General features: G+C 67.8%; 18 protein-coding genes. 10 read left to right on the top strand and 8 right to left on the bottom strand.

The window, feature by feature from the left end; translation table 11 throughout:
- From DYQ94_RS17820 to DYQ94_RS17810, 3 genes are all read left to right on the top strand, one after another.
- Positions 1–1,815 carry a GspE/PulE family protein gene (locus DYQ94_RS17820; protein WP_054591723.1) on the top strand — a complete coding sequence of 605 codons (1,815 nt, stop codon included), beginning with the start codon at positions 1–3 and terminating at the stop codon, positions 1,813–1,815.
- Positions 1,816–2,359: 544 nt separating this feature from the next.
- Positions 2,360–3,124 (top strand): glutamine amidotransferase, encoded by a 765-nt coding sequence (locus DYQ94_RS17815; protein WP_115510014.1) that lies wholly within the window; start codon positions 2,360–2,362, stop codon positions 3,122–3,124.
- A 45-nt stretch (positions 3,125–3,169) separates the two neighbouring features.
- Complete coding sequence (locus DYQ94_RS17810; RefSeq protein ID WP_016904253.1) at positions 3,170–4,069, top strand: BPSS1780 family membrane protein; 900 nt, start codon at positions 3,170–3,172, stop codon at positions 4,067–4,069.
- A gap of 267 nt (positions 4,070–4,336) precedes the next feature.
- Here DYQ94_RS17810 and tatC read toward each other — a convergent pair whose 3' ends face one another.
- The 4 genes from tatC to DYQ94_RS17790 all read right to left on the bottom strand — a co-directional run bounded on the left by tatC (position 4,337) and on the right by DYQ94_RS17790 (position 6,922).
- Positions 4,337–5,074, bottom strand: a complete 738-nt coding sequence (gene tatC / locus DYQ94_RS17805; RefSeq protein ID WP_024937600.1) for a twin-arginine translocase subunit TatC — start codon at positions 5,072–5,074, stop codon at positions 4,337–4,339.
- Positions 5,071–5,703 (bottom strand): Sec-independent protein translocase protein TatB, encoded by a 633-nt coding sequence (tatB, locus tag DYQ94_RS17800; RefSeq protein WP_126965083.1) that lies wholly within the window; start codon positions 5,701–5,703, stop codon positions 5,071–5,073. Before tatB ends, tatC begins: the two co-directional genes overlap by 4 nt.
- A 15-nt stretch (positions 5,704–5,718) precedes the next feature.
- The gene (gene tatA, locus DYQ94_RS17795; RefSeq protein ID WP_016904256.1) at positions 5,719–5,946 is read right to left on the bottom strand and encodes a Sec-independent protein translocase subunit TatA; all 228 of its coding nucleotides are present in this window, start codon (positions 5,944–5,946) and stop codon (positions 5,719–5,721) included.
- Positions 5,947–6,019: 73 nt separating this feature from the next.
- Entirely contained in the window at positions 6,020–6,922 is a 903-nt protein-coding gene (locus DYQ94_RS17790; protein ID WP_024937602.1) for a lipid-binding SYLF domain-containing protein, read from the bottom strand.
- 152 nt (positions 6,923–7,074) lie between these two features.
- On the opposite strand from DYQ94_RS17790, the gene hemH reads away from it, so the two are divergent.
- The 3 genes from hemH (at position 7,075) to DYQ94_RS17775 (ending at position 9,337) form a co-directional block, all read left to right on the top strand.
- Positions 7,075–8,040, top strand: coding sequence for a ferrochelatase (gene hemH, locus DYQ94_RS17785; protein WP_126965101.1), 966 nt, complete (start codon positions 7,075–7,077; stop codon positions 8,038–8,040).
- Positions 8,041–8,042: 2 nt separating this feature from the next.
- Positions 8,043–8,909: an alpha/beta fold hydrolase gene (locus DYQ94_RS17780; protein WP_160955283.1), complete on the top strand. Its 867-nt coding sequence runs from the start codon at positions 8,043–8,045 to the stop codon at positions 8,907–8,909.
- Positions 8,910–9,049: 140 nt separating this feature from the next.
- Positions 9,050–9,337: a hypothetical protein gene (locus tag DYQ94_RS17775; protein ID WP_065048698.1), complete on the top strand. Its 288-nt coding sequence runs from the start codon at positions 9,050–9,052 to the stop codon at positions 9,335–9,337.
- 150 nt (positions 9,338–9,487) lie between these two features.
- Here DYQ94_RS17775 and DYQ94_RS17770 read toward each other — a convergent pair whose 3' ends face one another.
- From DYQ94_RS17770 to ttcA, 3 genes are all read right to left on the bottom strand, one after another.
- Entirely contained in the window at positions 9,488–10,273 is a 786-nt protein-coding gene (locus tag DYQ94_RS17770) for a YgjP family zinc-dependent metalloprotease (protein WP_039513591.1), read from the bottom strand.
- A 741-nt stretch (positions 10,274–11,014) separates the two neighbouring features.
- Positions 11,015–11,920, bottom strand: a complete 906-nt coding sequence (locus tag DYQ94_RS17765) for a recombination-associated protein RdgC (RefSeq protein WP_007974628.1) — start codon at positions 11,918–11,920, stop codon at positions 11,015–11,017.
- Between the two features lie 66 nt (positions 11,921–11,986).
- Positions 11,987–12,907 (bottom strand): tRNA 2-thiocytidine(32) synthetase TtcA, encoded by a 921-nt coding sequence (ttcA, locus tag DYQ94_RS17760; protein WP_065048696.1) that lies wholly within the window; start codon positions 12,905–12,907, stop codon positions 11,987–11,989.
- A gap of 481 nt (positions 12,908–13,388) precedes the next feature.
- Between ttcA and xylA the strand changes: the two genes are divergently transcribed.
- Complete coding sequence (gene xylA, locus DYQ94_RS17755) at positions 13,389–14,726, top strand: xylose isomerase (protein WP_046342382.1); 1,338 nt, start codon at positions 13,389–13,391, stop codon at positions 14,724–14,726.
- Positions 14,727–14,795: 69 nt separating this feature from the next.
- On the opposite strand, the gene DYQ94_RS17750 is transcribed toward xylA, so the two are convergent.
- On the bottom strand, positions 14,796–15,812 hold the full coding sequence (locus DYQ94_RS17750) for a LacI family DNA-binding transcriptional regulator (RefSeq protein ID WP_228960737.1): 1,017 nt from the start codon (positions 15,810–15,812) through the stop codon (positions 14,796–14,798).
- Here DYQ94_RS17750 and DYQ94_RS17745 point away from each other — a divergent pair.
- The 3 genes from DYQ94_RS17745 (at position 15,763) to DYQ94_RS17735 (ending at position 20,202) form a co-directional block, all read left to right on the top strand.
- Complete coding sequence (locus tag DYQ94_RS17745; protein WP_016903660.1) at positions 15,763–15,927, top strand: hypothetical protein; 165 nt, start codon at positions 15,763–15,765, stop codon at positions 15,925–15,927. The genes DYQ94_RS17750 and DYQ94_RS17745 overlap by 50 nt on opposite strands.
- Before the next feature lie 118 nt (positions 15,928–16,045).
- The gene (locus DYQ94_RS17740) at positions 16,046–18,241 is read left to right on the top strand and encodes an alpha-glucuronidase family glycosyl hydrolase (RefSeq protein ID WP_126966970.1); all 2,196 of its coding nucleotides are present in this window, start codon (positions 16,046–16,048) and stop codon (positions 18,239–18,241) included.
- A complete protein-coding gene (locus DYQ94_RS17735; protein WP_126966939.1) occupies positions 18,238–20,202 on the top strand; it encodes a sialate O-acetylesterase in 1,965 nt (654 codons plus the stop codon). Before DYQ94_RS17740 ends, DYQ94_RS17735 begins: the two co-directional genes overlap by 4 nt.
- Positions 20,203–20,208: the final 6 nt, after the last annotated feature.

The raw sequence follows: 20,208 nt of genomic DNA, 5'->3' as shown, positions 1-20,208 counted from the left end.
ATGGAACAGCGGCGTACGGCCGATCCAGACAGCGCAGCGGCGATCCTGCCGCGCGGCCGGTTGATGTTCGACCCGGTGGCTGCCGCGTTGCTCGCCGATGGCATGGTGGTGCCGCACGAACACGAGCGCGTGCAGTTCTCCGCCGCCGGCGTACGCAATGCCAGCGAGGTGCATCCGCTGGTGCTGCTGGCCAATCTCAAGCTGCATGCCGCGCAGCCGCCGGCCGGCGAACTCGGGCTGGAACGGCTGACCGAATGGCTGGCCACCCGCACCGGCCTGCGTTATCTGCGCATCGATCCCACCCGCATCGATGTGGCCGCGGTCACCGGTGTGGTCTCGCATGCGTATGCGCGCCGCCACCGCATCCTGCCGCTGGCGCTGGACGCCGAGCGCGTGCTGATCGCCACCAGCGAGCCGCTGGCGCTGGAATGGCTGGCCGACGTGCAGCATCTGAGCCGGCGTCGCATCGAGCTGGCGCTGATCAACCCGCTGGACCTGCATCGCTACACGATGGAGTTCTTCGGCGTGACCCAGTCGGTGCGCGGCGCGCGCGGCGATGTGCGCAGCGCCGAACCGGGTGCCGGCCTGCCCAGTTTCGAGCAGCTGGTGGAACTGGGCCGCGCCGGCGACGTCAATGCCGACGACCACCACATCGTGCATATCGTCGACTGGCTGCTGCAGTACGCCTACGAACAGCGGGCCAGTGACATCCATCTGGAGCCGCGTCGCGAGGCCGGGCGCATGCGCTTCCGCATCGACGGGGTGCTGCACAAGGTGCTGGAAGTGCCGCCGTCGGTGATGACCGCGGTGGTCAGCCGCATCAAGGTGCTCGGGCGCATGGACCTGGCCGAACGCCGCCGCCCGCAGGACGGCCGCATCAAGACCCGGTCGCCGGGTGGGCGCGAGGTGGAAATGCGCCTGTCCACGATGCCCACCGCGTTCGGCGAGAAGTGCGTGATGCGCATCTTCGACCCGGATTCGGCGTTCAAGAGCATCGAGCAGCTCGGCTTCAGCCCGGAAGAGGCCGCCGGCTGGAGCGCGCTGGTCGAGCGCCCGCACGGCATCGTGCTGGTCACCGGCCCGACCGGCTCGGGCAAGACCACCACGCTGTATTCCACGCTCAAGCGCCTGGCCACGCCGGACGTGAACGTATGCAGCGTGGAAGACCCGATCGAAATGATCGCGCCCGAGTTCAACCAGATGCAGGTACAGCAGAACATCGACCTGGATTTCGCCAGCGGCGTGCGCACGCTGCTGCGCCAGGACCCGGACATCATCATGATCGGCGAGATCCGCGACCTGGAGACCGCGCAGATGGCGGTGCAGGCTTCGCTCACCGGGCATCTGGTGCTGTCCACGCTGCACACCAACGACGCTGCCTCGGCGATCACCCGCCTGCTGGACCTGGGCGTGCCGCATTACCTGGTGGCGTCCACGCTCAACGGGGTGCTGGCGCAGCGGCTGGTGCGCACCTTGTGCGTGCACTGCAAGCGCCCGCATACGCTCAGCGACGACGAGTGGGCGGCGATCCGCGAGCCGGGCGAAGCGCTGCCGCAGGTGCTGAACGTACACGCGCCGGTCGGCTGCCTGGAATGCCGCCGCACCGGTTACCTAGGCCGTGTCGGCCTGTACGAGTTGCTGCCGGTGAGCCCGCGCCTGCGCAGCCTGATCCGCGCCGACACCGACCTGGCCAGCTTCAGCCACGCCGCGCGTGGCGAGGGCCTGCGCACGCTGCGGCGCACCGGCCTGGAGAAGGTCGCCGCCGGGCTGACCACGGTGGAAGAGGTGTTGTCGGTGTTGCCGCCGCGGGACTAGGCGGATCGACTGGGACTTGCACGGTTATCGGCACAGGCGCCCCTCACCCCAACCCCCGCTCCGCGCCCCGGCCCGGCCCACGTTTGCGACGCGGGCGCTCCAAGGCACGCGCGCCAGTGGCGCGCAGGCCATGCCCTCTCGCTCGGCGGGAGAGGGGCTCGCTCCCTTCTCCCACCGTTTGCTCCCTTCTCCCACCGGGAGGAGCTGCCCGAAGGGCGGATGAGGGTACGTCGGCACGCACATTGCGCCATTGGCAGGGGCTCGGCCTCGCCATTGACCAGGTACACGGCACGGCCGAATACAACCAGATCAGCGGCGCACGATCACCGCGGCAACCGAGTCGGCAACCGACGTGGCACAAGCCATCTCAGCCATTACTGCTCTTACATCCACACAGCGCAAGTAACCAGCGCCCCGCCCCCCAGCCATCAGCACATAGCCATCCGGAATAACCTTAGCTGCATGCGTTGGCACGCCACTTGAAAAAAACCGCCTGGAGCTGCCTACAATCGGGCACATCAGTCGCTGCTGGATTTCCGTCCGCATGTCCGCCTTGCCGTTCCTGATCATCGAAACCGGGCATCCCGTGCCGGAGATGAAGCGATACGGCCGTTTTCGGCACTGGATCCGCGTCGCGGCCGGGCTGGCCGAGCATGAGACCGTCGCCGTCGATGTCGCCAACGGCGGCCGCCTGCCCGACCGCGGCGGCTTTGCCGGCACCATCGTCAGCGGCTCGGCCGCCTACGTCACCGACCGCGCCGACTGGAGCGAACGCAGTGCCGCCTGGCTGCGCGATGCCGCCCACCAGGGCATGCCGCTGCTCGGCATCTGCTACGGGCACCAGCTGCTGGCGCATGCACTGGGCGGCGAAGTCGACTACAACCCGGCCGGGCGCGAGTCCGGCACCATCGCGCTGGAATTGCACCCACCGGCCGAGCAGGACCCCTTGTTTGCCGGCCTGCCGGCGCACTTCCCGGCGCACGCCACGCACATGCAAACCGTGGTGCGCGCCCCGGACGGGGCCATCGTGCTGGCGCATTCGCGGCAGGACCGTTGCCATGCCTTCCGCTGGGGGCAGGCCACCTGGGGCGTGCAGTTCCACCCCGAGTTCGCCACCCACCACATGCGCGGCTATGTGCAGGCGCGCGCCGAGTGCATTGCCCGCCACGGGCACTGCGCCCGCACGGTCGCCCGCGAGGTCACCGCCGCGCCGATCGCCCGCAAGCTGCTGCGCCGGTTCGTGCATCACGCACGCGGCCTGCAAACAGTGACCACTCATCCCGCCGCACACACGCAAAAGCAGCGATAATCGCGCCACGCCGGATGGTCCGGTGCGTATCGATCCGGAATGGGAATGAGCGAAATCCGCAAGGTGCCGGCGTCTGCCGGCGCAGAATGGCTGTTGACCGGTTTCTCGCTGTTGAAGCGGGCGCCGCTGGCGCTTGGCTCGCTGGGGGTGATCTGGAGCGTGGCGGCCACCCTGGTGGTGTCGCTGTCGGTGCTGGTACCGCTGCTGGGCCCGGCCCTGCAGTTCCTGCTGGTGCTGGCCGGCCCGCTGTTCATGGGCGGCCTGCTGTGGGCGATCCGCGAGGTCGACGAAGGCCGCATCGCCAAGCCGTCGCATCTGCTGCACGGCCTGCAGGACGGCCGCGCGCCGCATCTGCTGGTGTCGCTGCTGCCGCAGCTGATCGCCGGCCTGCTGCTGGGCGTGCTGCTGCTGGTGATGATCGGCGCCAGCGGGCTGCAGCAGTTGTCCGAGGTGATGATCAAGATCAACCAGATCAGCCAGTCCGGCGCGCAGCCGGACCCGGTGCAGATCGAGCAGCTGGCCGCCAGCCTGCCGGCCGGACGCATCCTGCTGTGGCTGCTGCTGACCATCGCCACCTTCGCGGCGATGACGCTGGCGCTGTTCGTGATGCCGCCGCAGGTGATGTTCGACCGCAGCACCGGCGGCCATGCACTGCGCGAGAGCCTGCGCGCCAGCCTGCACAACCTGCCGGCGATGCTGGTGTTCTTCGTGCTGGCCTTCATCGCCATCTTCGCCATCTATTTTGCGGTGATGATCGTGGCGCTGATCGTCGGCCTGGTGGCCGGGCAGACCGTGGCGATGTGGCTGGCCCAGCTGCTGCTGATGGCGGTATTGATGCCGGTGTTCGCCGGCTCGGTGTACGCCGCCTGGAAGCAGATGTTCACCCACGCAGGCGCAACCGCGCAGCCCACGGCACCGTCGCGCCCGGATGTGTTCGCCGCCTGATCGCCTTGACCGGCAATGTGCTGACAACGAAACCCTGATCCGTAGGAGCGCACCTGGGCGCGATGAAGCGTCCCCCGGGAACGCCCTCGCTCGCGCCAACGTGTTCGCCGCCTGACCATCCCACCCCGTAGGAGCGCGCCTGAGCGCGACGAAGCTTTCCTCAGGAGAGCCCAGTCGCGCCCGGGTGCGCTCCTACGGGGGTGATTGCGTTCGGGTGATGCCGGGTTGCGCGCCTGCATATCGGCGCGCCTCACCGCGGCAAAAGCGCTAGGCGGGCTTCGGCCCCACCGCGCGCGAGGCGACGATACCCAGCTCGTAGAGCAGGCACATCGGGATGGCCAGCATCAGCTGCGAGACCACGTCCGGCGGGGTGAGCACCGCGGCCAGGATGAAGATGCCGACGATGGCATAGCCGCGGCCTTCGCTCAGCTGCTTGGGGCTGACCCAGCCCAGCAGCACCAGGATCACCAGTGCAACCGGCAGCTCAAAGCTCGCACCGAAGGCGAAGAAGATCGCCAGCACGAAATCCAGGTAGGAATTGGCGTCGGGGGTAATGGCGATCACGTCCGGCTTGAACGTGGTCAGGAAGTGGAACACCGCCGGCAACACCAGGAAATACGCAAACGCGCAGCCGATGTAGAACAACGCCACCGCCGAGGCCAGCAATGGGAATGCGAGTTTCTTTTCGCGCTGGTACAGGCCCGGCGCCACGAAGGCCCAGGCCTGGTACAGCAGCCACGGCACGCTGACGAACACCGCCACGAAGAAGGTCAGCTTGAGCGGTGCGAAGAACGCACCGGCCGGGTTCATCGCGATCATCGTCTGCCCCAGCGGCAGCTGCGAAATCAGCGGCGCGGCCAGCCACGAATAGATCGCACGCGAGAACGGCAGCAACGCCAGCAGCACCACGCCCAGGCCGATCAGGGCGCGCACCAGGCGCGCGCGCAATTCGACCAGATGCTCGATCAGACTGCTTTCGGCCTGTGCGTCGTCGAACAGGCTCACGGCTGTTTCTCCTGGATCTTGTGTGGCGCGGTCGGCTCGCTCGGCGCTTTCAGCGTGCTCGGCTCCAGCGGCGTGGCGGTGGCCGGCGCCTGCGCGCCGGTGCTGCTGAGATGCGCGGCATTCGGCGCCGGCACCACGGTGTCGTGCGGGGCCGGTACCGAGGTTTGATGGGGCGCCGGCGCAATCGGCTGGGCCTGGGCAATGACCGGTGCGGCCTCATGGTCGGCCGCATCCGCAGCGCCTGCTGCCGACGTGGCAGTTGCCCCGACCGACAGATCCGCGTGCGCCAGCTCCAGCGGTGTCGCCACCGGTGTGGCCGGGCTGCGGATATCGATATCGCGCCCCACCTCGTCGTGCAGCGCGCGGGCGCCCTGCTCCAGATGCTGCTGCTTGGTGCGCAGCTGGTCTTCGGCTTCGCGCAGCGAGGCCTGCACATCCTGCAGGCTGCGCTTGAGCTCTTCGGCTTCCAGCTCGCGCTCCAGCTCCTGCTTGACCGAATCCCACTGCATGCGCGCGCGGCGCACCCACAGTCCGGCAAACCGGGCCGCCTTGGGCAGGCGCTCGGGACCGAGCACCACCAGGGCGACGATCGCAATCAGCGTCAGTTCGCCAACACCTATGTCAAACACCGACGCCGCTCCGGATCAACGCGCGTCGCGATCGCGCTCGGCCTGCGCCTCACGTGCCTGCTCGGCCGTGCGGGTGTCGTCACCGAGCTTGCCGGCCGGCTTGTCGTCGTCGTGCATACCTTTCTTGAATTCCTTGACCGCGCTGCCGAGATCCTTGGCACCGCTGGTGAGCCGCTTGGTACCGAACACCAGCAACACGATCACCAGCACGATCAGCCAGTGCCAAATGCTGAAACCGCCCATGATCTGCTCGCTTGCTGAAGAAGAAGGAAGACGCAGGATACCCCAGCGCACCGCGCAGGGGGATGACAGCCTGTCAGCGGTTGCCGTCCAGCGATTCGGTACGGATTTCGCCATCGGACACCGGCTGGAAGCCCTGCTGCGGCGGTGGCGTCGTGCTGGGCTGCATCGGCACGGTGCTGGCCTCGTTCACCGCTGGCGGCGGCGTAGTGGTCGCCGGTGCCGGCGGCGGCGTTGCCGGACGCGGCGCGCTGGCCCCATCGTCGGCGCTGCCATCGGTACCGCGATTGGCGCGTGCGGTGTAGGTCGCCTCTTCCAGGCGGTCGCGGAAGGCGATCACGTCGGTGGAGGCACGCTCGTTGGTGCGGCCTTCGAAGATCATGCGCGGGGTGGCGCCGCCACCGTAGGCGTTGAGGTCGGCGGCATCGTCGATCTGCAGCACCGCACCGTCCAGCGCCACGCCGGCGAACAGGCCGCGGGCGCGCGACCACGACCAGATTTCGGCCTTGAGCTGGCCGTCGGTGGCGGCGGCGGCATTGCGGCCGACCGGGCCGGCGGCCACGCCGGCATCGGCACCGAGGGTGAACTTGCCGTTGACGATGTTGTCCAGGCTGCGGTCGTTGCGGAACACCAGCACCACGTCGGAGGACTGCACGCCGGCCTGGAAGCCGATGCTGCCGCCTGTGAGCTTGACGAACACCGGCTGCGACCAGCTGCCATCGGCATTCTTCATCGACATCAGGCCGTGCCCGCGCCGGCCGCCGATCACCAGCCCGGCCTTGAGCGTGTCGGGGATGACCACGATGGCGCGCGCCTCGTCGAGCAGCTTGTCCGGGATCGCCTGCTCGGGGATCTTCATGATCTCGTTGAGCACGCGCACCGCGTTACGCGCGCGCTGGTCCTCTTCCGGGCCGGCGACGGCGTGGCCGGCGGCGAAGGTCAGCGACAACAACAGGGCCAGGCGCGACAGACGAGGCATGACAAGCTCCAGAGGACAATCCGTCAAAGATAGCAATGGCGCGACGTTAGTGGTGGCGCAATGAATCGGTGGTGAGCGCAGCCAGGCGGCAGAGGCGGTCAATGGCGGCGATCGATGCGCTGTCCTCGGCAGCGCTGCTGCGCTCTGCCAGAATGGTGCGCATGAACACCACCCCCGATACCGCCCTGCTGGTCGTCAATCTCGGCACCCCCGAGTCGCCCACCGCCCCGGCCGTGCGCCGCTACCTGGCCGAGTTCCTCAGCGACCGCCGCGTGGTCGCGATCCCGCCGCTGTTCTGGAAGCCGCTGCTGTACGGGGTGATCCTGCCGATCCGCGGGCCCAAGTCGGCCGAGAAATACGCCAAGGTCTGGCTGCCCGACGGCTCGCCGCTGGCCGTGTACACGCGCCGCCTGGCCGAGGGCCTGAAAGAGGTCATGCCGGACTGGCACGTGGAGTGGGCCATGCGCTATGGCGCCCCGGCGCTGCGCAAGACGCTGGATGGCCTGCGCGCGCGCGGCATCAGGCGCATCGTGGTGCTGCCGCTGTATCCGCAGTATTCCACCACCACCACCGCCTCGATCCAGGACGTGATCGATGCCTGGCGCCCGAGCGCGCCGGAAATCGCGGTCGAGGTGATCCAGGACTATTGCGAAGACGCCGGCTGGGTCGCGGCGATCGCCGATTCGATCCGCGCGCACTGGCAGGCGCACGGGCGCAGCGAGAAGCTGATGTTCTCCTTCCACGGCCTGCCGCAGCGCGTGGCCAATGCCGGCGACCCGTATCCGCAGCAATGCGAGCGCAGCGCGCAGGCCATCGTCACCGCGCTCGGCCTGGGCGTGGACGAATGGCAGATGGGCTACCAGTCGCGCTTCGGTTCGGAACGCTGGCTGCAGCCGTACGCCGAGCCGACCTTGTGGAAACTGGCTGAAGGCGGCGTGCGCAGCTTCGACCTGGTCTGCCCGGGTTTTGCCACCGACTGCCTGGAAACCCTGGAAGAAGTGGCGCTGGGCTTTGCCGAAACGCTGGCCGAACGCGGCGCCAAGCTCAGCTACATCCCCTGCCTCAACGCCAGCCCGACACATGCGCAGGCACTGGCCGCAGTGGCGCGACGCGCGTGAGATTGGAGCCGTTTGCGTGCGACCTGGCGATCGGCCGGGTCACCGGGCTGCGCAACCCCGAACGTGGCCCGCGCCGGGTGCTGGCACTGCATGGCTGGCTCGACAATGCCGCCAGCTTCCTGCCGCTGAGCGCGCATCTGCACGCGCAGGACCTGGATCTGGTGCTGCTGGATCTGCCCGGCCACGGCCACAGCGCGTGGTTGCCGACCGGCGCCGAATACACGCTCAGCAGCGCGATCGCGATCCTGCTGCAGGTAGCCGATGCGCTGGGGTGGGAGCGCTTCAGCGTGCTCGGCCACTCGCTGGGCGGCGGCGTCGCCAGCTTGCTCGCGGCCGCGGCGCCGGAGCGCATCGAGGCCTTGATCGCGATCGAGGCCTTGGGTGCGCTGGCCGAGCCGGTCGAGAGCACCGCCACCCGCCTGCGCGATGCGGTGGCGTCGGCACGCACGCTGGCGCAGCGGCCGTTGCGGGTGTTTCCGTCGATGGAGATGCCGGTGCGCGCACGCATGATGGCCAACCAGCTCACCGAACCGGCCGCGCGGCTGCTGGTGGAGCGCGGGGTCTGCGCGGTCGAAGGCGGCTACAGCTGGTGCAGCGACCCGCGCCTGACCTTGCCCACCGCCATCCGCATGACCGAAGCGCAGATCGACGTGCTGCTGGCCTCCATCGCCTGCCCGACCCAGGCCATCTTCGCCACGCCGGCGCAGGTGTACTTCCCCGATGCCCTGCGCGATCACCGCGTGGCACTGATGCGCGATGCACGCCTGCATCTATTGCCGGGCACGCATCATGTGCACATGGAAGCGCCGGACGCGGTGGCGGCGGTGATCAATGGATTCCTGGCGTCGTTGCCGCCGCCGCACGCGTGATGCGTGGAATGCGTGCATGCGTCCTGCGCGATGCCATGGCGCTGACGTTCGTGCTTGCTGCCTTGCATGCGACAGCAGACCTCAGTGCCAGCAGGCATCGTCAGCGGCGCACGGCATCCTGGCACCGTTGAGCTAGCGCAATGGGCCATCCAGACCCGCTTGTCGCCGCGATCGAGTCCTTCGAGCAGTGGAGTTTGCCAGGGACGTTCCTGGAGACGGTGCACGCGTCGCCGCAACTGAATCCGGACGATCGCCGGCGCCTGGATGAGGTCTGGTCGGTGGCCTGCGACGCCGACCATTGGGGACCGGCACGCGAGCTGCAGGCCGGCATCGCGGCCATCGAGTGTGCCCTGACCAGGCGCTTTGCGTGGCTGTCGCCGCTGGCCTGCCGGCACCTTGCGCGCGCCGCGTCTTACCAATGGCGCTAGCGCAGCCGCGTGGCGCTATGTCACTTCGCTAGCCGCGCCATCGCGCAGCAGCTCTACGAAAGCCCGAAGCGCATTGGCGCCCCGACTTCGCGCATTGATCGTTGCAGGAGCGCCGCCACAGCGACGGCAACTGCATCGCGACGACCCGCGTCACTCCACCTGCAACAAGCGCCGCAGTTGCGCCTTGAGCTGGCGGCCGTGCTCGTGGAAATAGCTGCGCTCGTCGCGCCAGGCGGGGAAGCGTTGTTCCACCTCGGCCCAGAACGCCGGTGAGTGGTTGGCCTGCAGCAGGTGGCAGAGCTCGTGCACCAGCACGTATTCGAACGCGGACGGGCGGCCGAGCACCAGCGCCAGATCCAGCGCCATCGAGCCATCCGGTGCCAGCGAGCCCCACTGCGAGGACATCACCTTCAGCCGCACCCGCGCCGGGGCGCGCGGCAGGCCGGGCAGATAGCTCGGCAACCAGCGGCCGACATCGGCGCGCGCCTGCGCTTCGTAGAATTCTTTCAGCGTGCGGCGCAGGCCTGCATCGCCCAGGCGGGTCGGCACATGGAACTGCGCGCCGTCATCGGTGACCTCGATGCGTGCGTAGCGCCCGTCGTGCCAGCTCAGCGGCAACAAGGCGCCGCGTAACGGCAGCAGCCCCGGCACGCCACGCTCCAGCGCCGGAAACGCATCCACCTGCTGATAACGCGACAATTGCGTGCTCAGCCAGTCCAGATGCGCCTGCAGAAAGCGTTCGCCGGCCACCAGGCTTGCGCGCAGTGGCAAGGTCAGCCGCGCGCCGCGTTCGTCCACACTGAGCTTGATGCGCCGCGCACGCGGGTCGCGCACGCGCAGCACCGCGATCTCGCGCCCGTCCAGCTGCAGGCGCAGGCAATCGCGTTCGACAACCTGCGGGGCGGGCGCGATAAGGCGGCGGACGGGCTTGAACATGGGCACAGGATAGCGCTGCGATGTGTCAGGTGGTGAGACGGGGCGATTGATGCATTCGATGTTGGCGCGACTTCTTTGAGCGACTGGCAAACGACGCTGCCCACCGCCAGGTGGGCGCAGCCGACGTCGCTAGAGCTGCGGCCTGGTTGCAGGGCCCTTGCCCGCCCAGCACGGCCAAGTCTCTGTGTTTTGGGTGTCGTACTGGATAGCGCGAATGGAACAGTTGCAGAGCGGCTGATCGGCGACTTGGCTGCAGGGCCCTTGCCCGCCCACCATCGCGGGACACGCCGCAAGTACGTCCTTGTAGGCTCTTACGCGGCATCCATGCCGCGTAAGGTCCCGCGACGGCGAGCGGGCAAGGGCCAGTCGAGATGGTCGGTGTGTGGTTGCAGGCAGGGCATGACCTGCGCCGGTCGGATCACTGTGCGTCGACCAGCTTTTCACTCTCCTCCTTCGCATGCCGAGCGGTGGACAAGTTTTCGACACGCAAGCTGCAAACTTTTCATTGCCTGGCGCAGCGTAGCCGGACGACACGCTTTCAAGAAAGCAGCCGACCAACTGACTGGCGCGGTGTCCTTGCCAGTTGCGAAACCCTTGGCGGCATGGACGCCGCCAAGGAGCCTCCACGAACGGATGCATGGCGTGTCCCGCGAGCGGTGAGGGCACCGCGCACTCCACTCACCGGGCATTTGACTCGAGCATCGATCGCGACAACACCACGCCACCGCTCGACCGTTGCGCTTACTCGGCCTTGCTCAGTTTCAACGCGGTTTCCAGCAGCAGGAACAGGCGCCGGATTTCGGCGCTCATCAGCGCGAAACGGGCATCGAGTTCGGCGCGTGCGCCGTCGTCTTCGCTGTGTTCGAGCTGGTCCAGTGCGCCATCGAGGAACTTGAGCTTGCGGATCACCAGATCGTCGCCGAGCACGAACGACAGATTGTCGTCCAGCACCAGCGCCAGCTTGGTGACCTGCTTGCCGGCTTCCAGGTGCTTGTCGATCTCGTCGCCGCGCAGTTCCTGGTGCTGGCACTTGACCACCGCGCCGCCTTCGATCGGATCCTTCATCTCGCACTCTTCGCCCAGGCTCAGGCCTTCGGGCAAGGGTTCGCCGGCGATCCAGCCGGTGAGGATGGCGCGCGGTGCGACCTCGGCATTCAACGGCAGTGCCGGGAAGCTGCCGAGTGCGCCGCGGATCTCGCTCATCACGTTCTCGCCGCTCTTGCGGCTGGAACTGTTGACCGCAATGTAGCCGTGCTGCAGGTCCAGAATGGCATCGGTGCGCGAGCTCTTGACGAAGGCGCGCGGCAACAGCTCATGGATCAGGTCGTCCTTCAGGCGCTTGCGGGCCTTGCCACCGGGGCGACGGCCTTCCTTCTCTTCGATCTCGGCGACCTTGCGCTCGAGCAGGTCGTTGACCACCGCGCCGGGCAGGATCTTGTCCTCGCCACCGACGGTGAGCCAGAGGAAATCTTCCAGACGGTGCGAGAGCACTTCCTGCTCGTCGCGGCCGAACGGGGAGATGAAACCGCGCGAGCTCATTTCCAGCGGGCCGACCGGCTTGAGCTGCACTTGCGGCAGCAGCGTGTCGATCTCGGAGAAATCCAGCGTGGTCGGGAAACGGAACAGGGTGAGATTACGAAAGAACATGCGTCAGACCGAAGAGGAGGAAGAAACGGGGAGGGTGGAAAGACTGCCGGCGCCGCGATGGCCGCGTCAGTCGCTGTCGTGTGCGCTGTCGCCGGCGGCGAGCCAGGCGCTGGAATCGGGATCAGGATCGGGCGGTGCTGCATCGCCGTTGCGGCCCAGCGCCAGGAAATCGAACAGGGTGCGGTCGGCCAGTTGCTCGGGCCGCACATCGCCCAGCGCGCGGGCGATCTGCTCGACCCGCCCGGGCTGCTCGCGGTCCCACTGCTGCAGCATCCGCCCGACCTGCTGGCGCTGCAGGTTTTCCTGGCTGCCGCACAGGTTGCACGGAATGATCGGGAACTGGCGCGCCTGCGCGTAGGCGGCGATATCGGCTTCGCGCACGTAGGCCAGCGGGCGGATCACCACATGCGCGCCGTCGTCGCTGCGCAGCTTGGGTGCCATCGCCGCGAGCCGGGCGTGGTGGAACAGATTCATGAAGAACGTGGCCACGATGTCGTCGCGATGGTGGCCGAGCGCGATCTTGGTCACGCCATGCGTCTGGGCGTAGGCATACAGCGCGCCGCGCCGCAGCCGCGAGCACAATGAACACATGGTCTTGCCGGCCGGAATCACCCGGCTGACCACCGAATAGGTGTCCTGCTCAACGATGTCGAACGGTACATCCAGCCCACGCAGGTAAGTGGGCAGCACCTGCGCGGGGAAGTCGGGCTGCTTCTGGTCCAGATTGACCGCCACCAGGGTGAACGGCACCGGCGCCTTGCGCTGCAACTGCAGCAGCATGTCCAGCAAGGTGTAGCTGTCCTTGCCGCCGGACAGGCAGACCATGATCTTGTCGCCGGGGGCGATCATGCCGAAGTCGGCAATCGCCTGGCCCACCTGGCGCTGCAGGCGTTTGCCCAGGCGCAGCTGCTCACGCTGCAACCGCTGGCGCGGGTCGCGCGGCGCGGGGTCGGCCAGGGGTTGCGGCAGCGGCAGGACAGCGGTCATAAGCCGGCCATTGTAGCTGCCCGGCGCGCGGCGGGCCGGCGCCGCGCGTACGCGGCTGAACGGGCGGTCAGCCGCGTACGCGCGGGGTGCTCGGCGCTGGTTTGGCGGTGCCAGGGCGCTAGCGAGCCGATCAACGCTAGAGGTGTGCCGCAGGTGCTCGGGGCAGCGCACATCTCGCAGCGCAGCAAGCCTTTCTGCGCCGGGCTGGGTAAAGTCGGGCAGACCGCTTCACTCGGGATCGGCATGGCATCTTCAGCTTCGCTCCATCGCGCGGCTTTTTTCGGTCGCGATTGTGGTAGCGCTAACATTCTGCGCTGCACGGGTCAGGGCCCGTGCCGGCGTCCGTCCCCGGCGCTGATTGAGACTGCGCGCCGGTGGCGGCGGTGACGGCCTGCATGCGCGATCGCTGCGCTGCGTGGCTGGTCACTCGCGTGCGACATCTTTCCCTTCTCCCCTCGCCTCTCTGCAGGAGTTCCACCCCATGAGCAACACCGTCTACATCGGCGCCAAGGAATATTTCCCCGGTATTGGCAAGATCGGCTTCGAAGGCCGCGACTCGGACAACCCGCTGGCGTTCAAGGTCTACGACGCCAACAAGCAGGTCGGCGACAAGACCATGGCCGAGCATCTGCGCTTTGCCGTGGCCTACTGGCACAGCTTCTGCGGCAACGGCGCCGATCCGTTCGGCCCGGGCACGCGCGCGTACCCGTGGGATATCGGCAACACCGCGTTGAATCGCGCCGAAGCCAAGGCCGATGCCGCGTTCGAGTTCTTCACCAAGCTCGGCGTGCCGTACTACTGCTTCCACGACATCGACCTGTCGCCCGATGCCGACGACATCGGCGAGTACCAGAGCAACCTCAAGCACATGGTCGGCATTGCCAAGCAGCGCCAGGCCGACACCGGCATCAAGCTGTTGTGGGGAACCGCCAACCTGTTCTCGCACCCGCGTTACATGAATGGTGCGTCGACCAACCCGGACTTCAACGTGGTGGCGCGTGCGGCGGTGCAGGTCAAGGCCGCCATCGATGCCACCGTCGAGCTGGGCGGCGAGAACTACGTGTTCTGGGGCGGCCGCGAAGGCTATGCCTGCCTGCACAACACCCAGATGAAGCGCGAGCAGGACAACATGGCGCGCTTCTTGACCCTGGCACGCGACTACGGCCGCGCGATCGGCTTCACTGGCAACTTCCTGATCGAGCCCAAGCCGATGGAGCCGATGAAGCACCAGTACGACTTCGACAGCGCCACGGTGATCGGCTTCCTGCGCCAGCACGGCCTGGACCAGGACTTCAAGCTGAACATCGAAGCCAACCACGCCACACTGTCGGGTCACAGCTTCGAGCATGACCTGCAGGTGGCATCCGACGCCGGCCTGCTCGGCAGCATCGATGCCAACCGCGGCAACCCGCAGAACGGCTGGGATACCGACCAGTTCCCGACCGACCTGTACGACACCGTCGGCGCGATGCTGGTGGTGCTGCGCCAGGGCGGGCTGGCACCGGGCGGGCTGAACTTCGATGCCAAGGTGCGCCGCGAGTCGTCCGACCCGCAGGATCTGTTCCTGGCGCATATCGGCGGCATGGACGCGTTCGCACGCGGGCTGGAAGTGGCCAATGCGCTGCTGACCTCCTCGCCGCTGGAGCAGTGGCGCGCCGAGCGCTACGCCAGCTTCGACAGCGGCGCGGGCGCGGACTTCGCCAACGGCAGCAGCACGCTGGTGGATCTGGCCAAGTACGCCGCCGGCAACGAACCCAAGCAGCTCAGCGGCCGTCAGGAAGCCTACGAGAACCTGATCAACCAGTATCTGACGCGTTGATGTTATGCCGATGGTCGCCTGCACGCGCAGGCGACCATCGGCGGCCTGCGCGCAGAACCGCGTGCAGCGTCATGGCTGTTCCGTTGCATCCGGCGCCGCCGGTGCGGCCACCGAATCCCGCTTGACCAGCAGGTGCGCGACCACATGATCGACCATCTTCGCCGTGCGCTCCTTGGCGCGAATCGTCTTCAACAGGATGTCCAGCGCAGCGTCGGCCATGGCGGCGATGGGCTGCTGCACGGTGGTGAGTTCGGGCCATACCGCAGTGGCGGCGGAGGTGTCGTCGAAGCCGACCACCGACAGATCGCGCGGCACATCCAGCCCGCGTCGATGCGCGACCGAGATTGCGGCGGCGGCCATATCGTCGTTGCTGGCGAAGATGGCGCTGGGGCGGCGTTTGCGCGCCAGCAGTTTTTCCGCAGCGACCAGGCCGGATTTGTAGGTGTAGTCGCCCGGTTGCACCAGATGCCGGTCCAGCCGCAGGCCCGCATCGGCCAGCGCGGCCTGGAACCCCTCGAAGCGACGCGTGCTGGCAGACAGGTTGGGATGCCCGGCGATGTAACCGATACGCGTGTGGCCCTGCGCGATCAGATGCTCGGTGATTTCCTTGGCGGCAGCGAATTCGTCGATGCGCACACAGGCCACATCCGGGCTGAAATGGTTGGAGGCGATCGCCACCACCGGCACCTTGGCGCGCACCAGCTCCAGTACCGCGGCCTTGGATTCGCACAGCGGCGGCGGCAGGATCACTCCGGCCACGCCCTTGGCGAGCTTGCGCGCGGCACGGCGTTCGGCGTCGGCATCCAGGTCGTCCCAGCAATCGATCACCAGCTGGATCGGTGTGCGCGAGGCAACCCGCAACACGCCCAGCAGCAACTCACGCAGGTAGGCGCCGCTGGGATCGCTGTAGATCAACGCAATGCGCGTGCTCTGCGCGGCGGCCAGGGCACTGGCCGCCAGGTTGGGCGTGTAGCCCAGCTTGTCGACCGCGCGCAGCACGCGGGCACGGGTGGCATCGCGCACGCTGCCGTTGTTGTTGACCACGCGCGAGACCGTCATCGGCGAGACCTTCGCCAGCGCCGCCACCTCGTCGATGGTGGTCGCGCGGCTGGTGCGGCGGACCGATTTCCTGACCTTCTCCAAGCGTGGCCTCTTCAAGTGGGTGGCGAACCTGCACGATGCACACAACCCGCTGCAGTAACGCAAGCGCCGACTGCGTGCATGACGATGCGACGCATGGTACCGGGAAGCAGGCAGAGCGGCGATACGCCGCGGCGTGCGGTGATGTCGCTGGAGCATGCCGCATGAGCGCGCGTGCAATGCGGCGCTGCGGCGCGTATTGCGCAGCGTTGGCGCAGCCGTGGTGGCTGGCGCTGACGTTGCTGTGCGGATTGATGCTGGCCAGTGCCGGCGCGCGGGCCGAGGATGGCTACGATTTATGGTTGCGCTACCACCCGCTGGCCGACGCGGCGCAGTTGCGTGGCAACGCAAGCGAGTTGATCGTCGCCGGCGACTCGCCGACGTTGCAGGCTGCACGTGAGGAATTGCAGCGTGGACTGTCGGGCCTGCTTGGTGCTGCGCCGCAGTCGTCCGCCAATGTCACGCGCGATGGGGCGATCTTGCTGGGCGCGGCGGCTGCGCCGCAGATCGCGGCATTGCAGCTGCAGACCACCGGCCTGGGCCGCGAGGGCTATCTGATCCGCAGTGTCAGCGTGGACGGGCATCGCACGACCGTCATCGTCGGCGGCAGCGATGTCGGCGCGCTGTATGGGGCATTCCACTTCCTGCGCCTGTTGCAGACCGGCCAGTCGCTGGCCGCGCTGGACCTGCGCGAGTCGCCGCGCTTGCAGCTGCGCATGCTCAACCACTGGGACAACCTGGACGGGGTGGTCGAGCGCGGCTATGCCGGCGCCTCGTTATGGAACTGGCAGACCCTGCCGGGTTACCTGGATCCACGCTACACCGAGTACGCGCGCGCCAATGCATCGCTGGGCATCAACGGCAGCGTGCTCAACAACGTCAACGCCAAGGCCTGGAGCCTGACGCCGCAGTATCTGGACAAGGCGGCGGCACTGGCCAAGGTGTTTCGCCCTTACGGCATTCGCGTGTTTCTCAGCGCGCGCTTCAGCGCGCCGATCGAGATCGGCGGTTTGACGACCGCCGACCCGCTGGATCCGCAGGTACAGCAGTGGTGGCGCAACAAAGCCGACCAGATCTATGCACGCATTCCGGACTTCGGCGGTTTCCTGGTAAAGGCCAATTCCGAAGGCCAGCCCGGCCCGCAGGATTACGGGCGCAGCCATGCCGATGGCGCCAATCTGCTGGCCGACGCGCTGGCGCCGCACGGCGGGGTGGTGATGTGGCGCGCATTCGTCTATTCGCACGAGCAACCGGACGATCGCGCCAAGCAGGCGTACAGCGAGTTCCTGCCGCTGGATGGGCAATTCCGCGACAACGTGATCGTGCAGGTCAAGAACGGAGCGATCGACTTCCAGCCGCGCGAGCCGTTCCATCCGCTGTTCGGTGCGATGCGCAAGACGCCGTTGATGCCGGAGTTCCAGATCACCAAGGAGTATCTGGGCTTTTCGACCCATCTGGCCTATCTGGGCACGCTGTTTGCCGAGACCCTGCAGGCCGACACCTATGCACACGGCAAGGGCTCGACCGTTGCCAGAACCGTGGATGGCACGCTCTTCAACGATGCCAGACACACGCGCCTGACCGGCATTGCCGGTGTGGCCAACATCGGTGCGGACCGCAACTGGAGCGGCTCGATCTTCGATCAGGCCAACTGGTATGCGTACGGGCGGCTGGCGTGGAACCCGCAGTTGTCGCCGCAGGCGATCGCGCAGGAGTGGGCACGCATGACCTTCTCCAACGATGCTGACGTGGTGACGCCCGTGGTCGACATGATGCTGCGCTCGCGCGAGGCAGTGGTGGACTACATGACCCCGCTCGGCCTGCATCACCTGATGGGTCGCGGCCATCACTACGGCCCGGCACCCTGGGATGCGGGCAGCGAGCGCCCGGACTGGGACCCGGTCTACTACCACCGCGCCGACCGTAACGGGATCGGCTTTGACCGTAGCGCCAGCGGCAGCAATGCGGTGGCGCAATACGCCAAGCCAGTGGCGCGCATGTTCGGCGATGTGCAGCGCGTGCCGGAGCATTACCTGCTGTGGTTCCACCATGTGCCCTGGGAGCACCGCATGGCCTCCCGGCGGACGCTGTGGGACGAGCTGGTATGGCATTACGACCATGGCGTGGACGAGGTGCGTGCCATGCGAGCCACCTGGCAGGGGCTTGCCGGCAAGATCGATCCACCGCGTTACCAGCAGGTAGCGAACTTCCTGGCGATCCAGCAGGACGAAGCGCAGTGGTGGCGCGATGCCAGCATCGCCTACTTCCAGCGCGTGTCCGGGCTGCCGTTGCCGGCCGGCACGGCGCCGCCGGCGCATCCGTTGGCGTATTACCAGGCGCTGAAGTTTCCGTATGCACCGGGGAATCCGAAATGAACGCGCGCCTCTCGACGGTCATCATGGCAACGCTCTGCGCAGCACTGCTGCCGCGCCTGGCGCAGGCGGCCGATGCGCCGCTGCTGCATGCACTGTTTCAGGAGCATGTGGTGTTGCAGCGCGATGCGCCGATCCGGGTGTGGGGCGACGCACCCCCTGGCGCGCGCGTGAGCGTGCAACTGGATGCGCAGCAGGTGCAGGCACGCGCAGATCGGCAAGGCCACTGGGAGGCACGCCTGCCCGCGCACGCCGCGGGTGGCCCGTACAGCTTGAGCGCACGCACCAGCACGGGCGTGACGCAGCAGGTCAATGACGTGCTGATCGGCGATGTGTGGCTGTGCTCGGGCCAATCCAACATGGAATTGCAGGTGCATCGCACCCTGGATTCACGCAGCGAGATCGCCGATGCCGACAACCCGCGCATCCGCATGTTCAAGGTGCCGGCGCAGTCCAGCCCGACGCCGCAGCGCCGCTTCGGTGGCGCTGCGGCATGGCAACTCACCACACCGGAGACGGTGAAGGATTTTTCTGCGGCCTGCTATTACTTCGCGCGTGAGTTGCAGAAGACCGTCGATGTGCCGATGGGCCTGATCAACGCCTCCTGGGGCGGCTCGCAACTGCAGGCCTGGATCGGTGAGAAGGCACTGCGCGCTGCCGGTGACGATGGCCCGGCGCTGGATGTGCTGGCGCGTTACGCACGCGACCCGGTGGATGCCGCGCCGCATTGGGGGGCGCTGTGGGAGGCCTGGTGGCATGCGCACGGCGAAGGCGAGCCCTGGCAGGCGGATGCGCCCGGCGCCTGGCAAACCGCACCGGCGGCATTGGGCGCGTGGGACGACTGGGGTGTGCCGCAGTTGGTCGGCTTCAACGGCATGGTCTGGTACCGCACCAGCGTGGAGCTGACGCCGGCGCAGGCCGCGCAGGACGCCAGCTTGTTGCTCGGGCCGGTGGACGAACTGGACCAGACCTGGGTCAACGGGCGCGGCGTGGGCAGCAGTTACGGTGCCGACCAGCCGCGTCGCTACAGCGTGCCGCGCGGGCGCCTGCATGCCGGGCGCAACAGCATCGTGCTCAATGTGCTCAACACCTATCGGCGCGGTGGGCTGCTGGGCGATGCGCAATCGCGTGCGCTGCAGTTCGCCGATGGCAGCACGCTGCCACTGGATGCGCCCTGGCAGTACCGCATCGTGCCGCCGCAACTGGGCTCGCCACCGCGCGCGCCGTGGTCGTCGGCGGCCGGGCTGACCACCTTGTACAACGGCATGATCGCCCCGCTCGGCCAGCTCGGCCTGCGTGGCGTGGTGTGGTACCAGGGCGAATCCAATGCCGGCGATGCGGTGCATTACCCGGCCTTGCTCGCTGCATGGCAACGCGATTGGCGGCAGCGCTTCGGTGCGCAGTTGCCGCTGCTGATCGTGCAGCTGGCCAACTATGGCGCGCCGCCCACCCAGCCGGTCGACAGCGGCTGGGCGCAGCTGCGCGAGGCGCAGCGCCGCTTCGTCGCCAACGATGCGCATGCGGGCCTGGCGGTGACGATCGACATCGGCGACCGCTACGACATCCATCCGGCCAACAAGCAGGAACTGGGCCGGCGCCTGGCGCGTGTGGCGCGGCAAGTGGTGTACGGCGAGGCGCTTGCGCCCTCCGGCCCGGTGCCGCGCAGCGCGCAACGCGAAGGCGACAGCGTGCGCATCGCCTTCGACGAGGTGGACACCGCCTTGCTCAGCTATGGCGCCGATGCGCCGATCGGCTTCGAGCTGTGCGGCGCCGCGTCCAACAGCTGCCGCTATGCCGTTGCCAGCTTGCACGACCACGCCATCAGCCTGCGCGTTCCCACCGGCCTGGCCGTCACGCGCGTGCGCTACTGCTGGGCCGACAGCCCGGTATGCACCTTGTACGACCGCAGCGGCCTGCCGGCCGGCCCGTTCGAACTCCCCCTCACTGCCGCCACTTCTCCCTGAGCGAGA

Source organism: Xanthomonas sp. LMG 8993, assembly GCF_009835065.2.
GTDB classification, from domain to species: Bacteria; Pseudomonadota; Gammaproteobacteria; order Xanthomonadales; family Xanthomonadaceae; genus Xanthomonas; species Xanthomonas arboricola.
Note: the sequence above shows the minus strand (reverse complement) of the source record. Positions and strands in the feature narration are given on the sequence as shown.